General features: G+C 61.8%; 4 protein-coding genes. 1 reads left to right on the plus strand and 3 read right to left on the minus strand.

What is annotated here, in order from left to right; translation table 11 throughout:
* Positions 1–270: 270 nt before the first annotated feature.
* From ABZ717_RS28395 to ABZ717_RS28405, 3 genes are all read right to left on the minus strand, one after another.
* Positions 271–1572 carry an MFS transporter gene (locus tag ABZ717_RS28395; protein ID WP_358516285.1) on the minus strand — a complete coding sequence of 434 codons (1302 nt, stop codon included), beginning with the start codon at positions 1570–1572 and terminating at the stop codon, positions 271–273.
* A gap of 210 nt (positions 1573–1782) precedes the next feature.
* A protein-coding gene (locus ABZ717_RS28400) for an IS5 family transposase (protein WP_358516288.1) occupies positions 1783–2630 on the minus strand; the annotation gives its coding sequence in 2 pieces (ribosomal slippage) (positions 1783–2318 and positions 2318–2630; 849 coding nt in all).
* Positions 2631–2732: 102 nt separating this feature from the next.
* Positions 2733–2879, minus strand: coding sequence for a hypothetical protein (locus ABZ717_RS28405; protein WP_358516291.1), 147 nt, complete (start codon positions 2877–2879; stop codon positions 2733–2735).
* A gap of 102 nt (positions 2880–2981) precedes the next feature.
* Here ABZ717_RS28405 and ABZ717_RS28410 point away from each other — a divergent pair, with 102 nt between their 5' ends.
* The gene (locus ABZ717_RS28410) at positions 2982–3173 is read left to right on the plus strand and encodes a transposase domain-containing protein (RefSeq protein ID WP_358516293.1); all 192 of its coding nucleotides are present in this window, start codon (positions 2982–2984) and stop codon (positions 3171–3173) included.
* The last annotated feature ends 823 nt before the right edge of the window (positions 3174–3996 follow it).

A 3996-nucleotide genomic window follows, 5' to 3' on the forward strand; every position in this document is an offset into this window, starting at 1 on the left:
CGCCTTCTACCTGGGGCTCCACGCCTGTGTCAGGGGAACGAAAGTTCACCCATGAATGCACCCCTCGTCTTGATTGTCGGGTTCCTGCAGATTCCTAGTCACTGAGATCACCTCAGTAGTCCTCTAATCTCATCACGGGAGTGTGCGCCCGAGGTCACGATTGCCGCCTCGGACGCACACGCCCCATCTTGGTCTCATGGGGAAAGGCCGTGCGGCATCGGCTCAACTGGAGTGGTCACTGCCATATCGACCAGGCGATCGAAACCATTCTCAAACCTCTTCCCCGACAGCGGCCTCACGAGCCGCTCGCTCGGCGCTGTCGGCACGCGCTGACATGGCACGTAGACTGCGGAGCGCCAGCAACGTGGCCACTGTGAAGATCACCGTGCCGAACAAGGCCGGGAAGCGTAGATCCAGTCGGCCCAACATACCCCCCAAAAGCGCGCCGACCGGGAGCAGGCCCATGCTCAACATCATCTTGGCGCTCATCACCCGCCCCATCAGGTGCTCCGGCACGGTCAGCTGAAGGATACCCGCTGATAGCACGCCTCCCAGTGTGCTCGCCCCAGCGACCAGTGCCCAGGCCACAGCTGCGACGATCGGGTTCGGCGCGAAAGCGAATAGCGCGCAAAACACCGCTTGGGCGAAGAAACCACCGGTGATCGTCCAGAACCGGCCGACCTTGGCCGCTGCGCGTGAGGCCAGAGCGGCACCACCGATGGCCCCCACCGCTGCCACGGCCAGGAACACACCGAACAGGGCCTCGGGTACACCGAAGTGATTCTGAACGATCAGGACGAACACGGCGGCCACCGCTCCGGCACCGAGGTTGATCACCGCGCCGAATACCACGAGGACACGCAGTGGAGGATCGGTCCAGATAGTCTGGAGACCCTCGCCAATCTGTGTGAACACCGAACGCACCGTGCCTGGGGAGTCCGCTTTGGGTGCGACTGCCGGACGCTGGGCAGCAAGAGGAAGTCCGAGCAGGATGAGTGCACCCAGTACGTAGGCTCCGGCGTTCACCGCTAGCGGAAGGGCTGCCGCCACGACGAACAGGAATCCGCCGAGAGGGGAGCCGATGAACTCCTGTACGACCTCTCGGCCCCCTACCAGGCGCCCGTTGGCACGGTCCAGAGAGCCACGCGCGATGACGGGCAGCACTGAGCGTCCGGAGATGTCGTAGACGATCTCACAGCTCATGACGAAGAACATCACCGCGTAGAGTACGGCGATCTCGCTTCCACCCATGGCTACGAACACGGCGAGTGCGACGACCGCCCCGCTTCTCATGAGGTTGGCCATTACCATTGCCCGGACCCGGTTGACTCGATCCACAAGCACACCCGCGAAAAGACCGAACAGCAACCAAGGGGCATACCGTGCAGCAGTGAGACCTGCTACGGCCAAGGGATCATTGGTCATTGCGGCCGCGATCATCGGTATAACGGTCAGCATGACACCGTCGGCTAAGTTGCTCGCCATCGCGCCAGCCCAAAACCTGTGGAAAGCGGAAGTGAGTTTCGGAGGCTGTACTGTGTCCCGCTCTGGGGTAGGGAAATTTTTGGACATGTGTACCTTTTTCTGTGTGCTTGGGCGAGTCGTTGTATGTGCTACCGCTGTCTGCTGCACGCATCCTATATCGCTAACCGTCTGAAGTGCTTATCCGCGTTCCGTGCAGTTCAGCGGCCTGGAGCACTGGATTTGTGATTTAGCTGGGTAGACATGTGTCCGTCTGGTGATCGTTTCGTACTGGGTTCTTTAGAGCGTGTTTGAGGAGGGTCAGGAAATGAGGTCCTGGCTTGTCCAAGCACGCTGACGAACGGCATCTCGCCCTCGTGCGAGGCGGCGGGCCATCTGGCCGATCGCGGCCCAGCGCACCATCGCCTCGGACACCGCGGGGTCACGCTCGTAGTTCCTGGCCAGACGCCGGTGGGCGGTCAACCACGCCAGCGAGCGCTCCACCACCCACCTGCGCGGGATCACCGCGAACCCCACCTGGCCAGGAGCCTTGCGCACGATGTGCACCATCGTTCCCACGAACCTCTCGGCCCAGGCCACCAGCCTCCCCGCGAACCCCGCATCGGCGAACACGAACCGCACCGGCGTGCACAAGTACAGGCTCAACAGGGTGGTCCTGGCCCCGTCCCGGTCCTGAACCGACGCGGCCATCACACACACCACCAGCAACAACCCCAGAGTGTCGGTGACGATGAACCTCTTGCGACCGTTGACCCTCTTGCCCGCGTCATAGCCCCGGGTCCCCTGACCGACGGTGTCGGCACCCTTCGTGCTCTGGGAGTCGATGACCCCGGCCGAGGGCTCGCCCCACGCCCTTGCGCGGTGCGCAGCCGACGGCGCAGCACGGCCATGACCTGCTCAGTCACCCTGGCTTCCTCCCAGCGGGAGAAGTACCAGTACACGGTCTGCCAAGGCGGGAAGTCCACGGGCAGATGCCGCCAGGAGCAGCCGATGCGCACTACGTAGAGGATCGCGTCCACTACATCGCGGCGGGGATGCTTCTCAGGTCGGCCACCGGTGTTGGCCGGTGGGAGTAGGGGTTCGATCAGGGCCCATTGGTCATCGGTCAGGTCAGAGGGGTAGGTCGGACGTCGCGCCATGGGGGCCATGCTCGCGGCCTGACGGCGGCAGCGTTGGCGAAGTGCCCGGACCGTTACCCCTTCTCAAACACGCTCTTAGCACGGCTGTTGGAAAGTCGGATGAGAGCGACGTCAGTGCAGGTCATCCCTGAAGAGGCGGGGCCGGTCAAGGAGGTCGAGTGGGCGGGTGAAACCCTCGTAGCCCGCCCAGCGGTAGGCCTTGGGGATACGAGCGCGGGTGTTCCCCAAGGCCGGGTAGTTAACGTTCCTGCGCTCCACGCAAGTAGTACATGCCAGTGGCGCTGACCCACAGGAAACACAGACAACGGAGCCCTGTAGGACAGGAAGTCGACCAAGACCACCCTGCCCCCAGGAACTCCATTGCCCCACCATTCTCCCCCATCCACCGCCCTGACCACCATCCACCACACGGTCACCCTCGCCGCGGGCGTGTTCGCGCCCGGCCACCTCGGAGCGCTGACCAGCGTCATCGGCTTCGACCTCGTCGATGCGGTGCTGGAACAGACCCGCACCGTCCAGCAACGGCTGCGCGCCCTGCCCTCCTGGCTGTAGGTTCTCAGCGATTTTGTCCTCGAGAGGCATCTCGGCCTGGCGAGATGCTCTGATGTCTCAACGAGGCGTCCCCTAACTCGTCTCATCGTGTTGTCCAGTTCTTCATCCGTTGGATCGCCGGCTTCGCCACATCCGAACATCAAATCGGACAGCCTGTCAGATTGATCGCATGAGAACTACCTTCGACACGGGGATCTGCCGGGAGTCGGTCGCCTCCAGCTCATACATGAGATCCCGCAGGACGGGAGGGGGCAGGCTGTCAGAGCGCCTGCTACGCCACCCCCACTTCATCCAGAGCCTGGAAGCGAGCCCTTTCCCTCCTGCTTCTCGTTGCTGAAGCAGGAGGACAACGCGGGTAATCTTCCCGACCCGATGCGGGCAACAGGACCCTTTAGTCTTCCCCGGGTGGAAACTTGACGCCCATGGCTTGTGCTTTCCTAAGGACTTGATTAAGTGTTGCCTCTATGCCAATTTCAGTGAGCATCTTCCAGTATTCATCATCCCTTGGAGATAGTGATGACAGCCGAGTTTCAACATCCGCCTTGACGTATTGGAATATTTCATCCTCGTCTGCCACCTTGAAGCACCAGTCGATCGTTTTCGGGTCAGGTGTCCACATATTCCCCCCAGTAATCCTTTTTTCGCTTTGCCAATTATTGTTGTTATTTTTACGCCCTGATTGAGGTGATCTCAGCGAGTTTGCTTCTCGATATTGGTCAGCGCCAACGCGGCTTGCACGATCATCCCGATCTTGGACGGGCTCATCGTGGTGTGATGCAGCGCTCTCCACCGGCCGGTGAGTACCGCCATCGCACGCTCGCCG

This window comes from Nocardiopsis sp. NPDC006832 (assembly GCF_040635885.1).
In the GTDB taxonomy this organism is placed as follows: Bacteria; Actinomycetota; Actinomycetes; order Streptosporangiales; family Streptosporangiaceae; genus Nocardiopsis.

What these genes read in the sequence shown, in the direction of transcription:
- ABZ717_RS28395 (WP_358516285.1), bottom strand. Translation starts at nt 1,572, where the DNA reads ATGTCCAAAAATTTCCCTACCCCAGAGCGGGACACAGTACAGCCTCCG.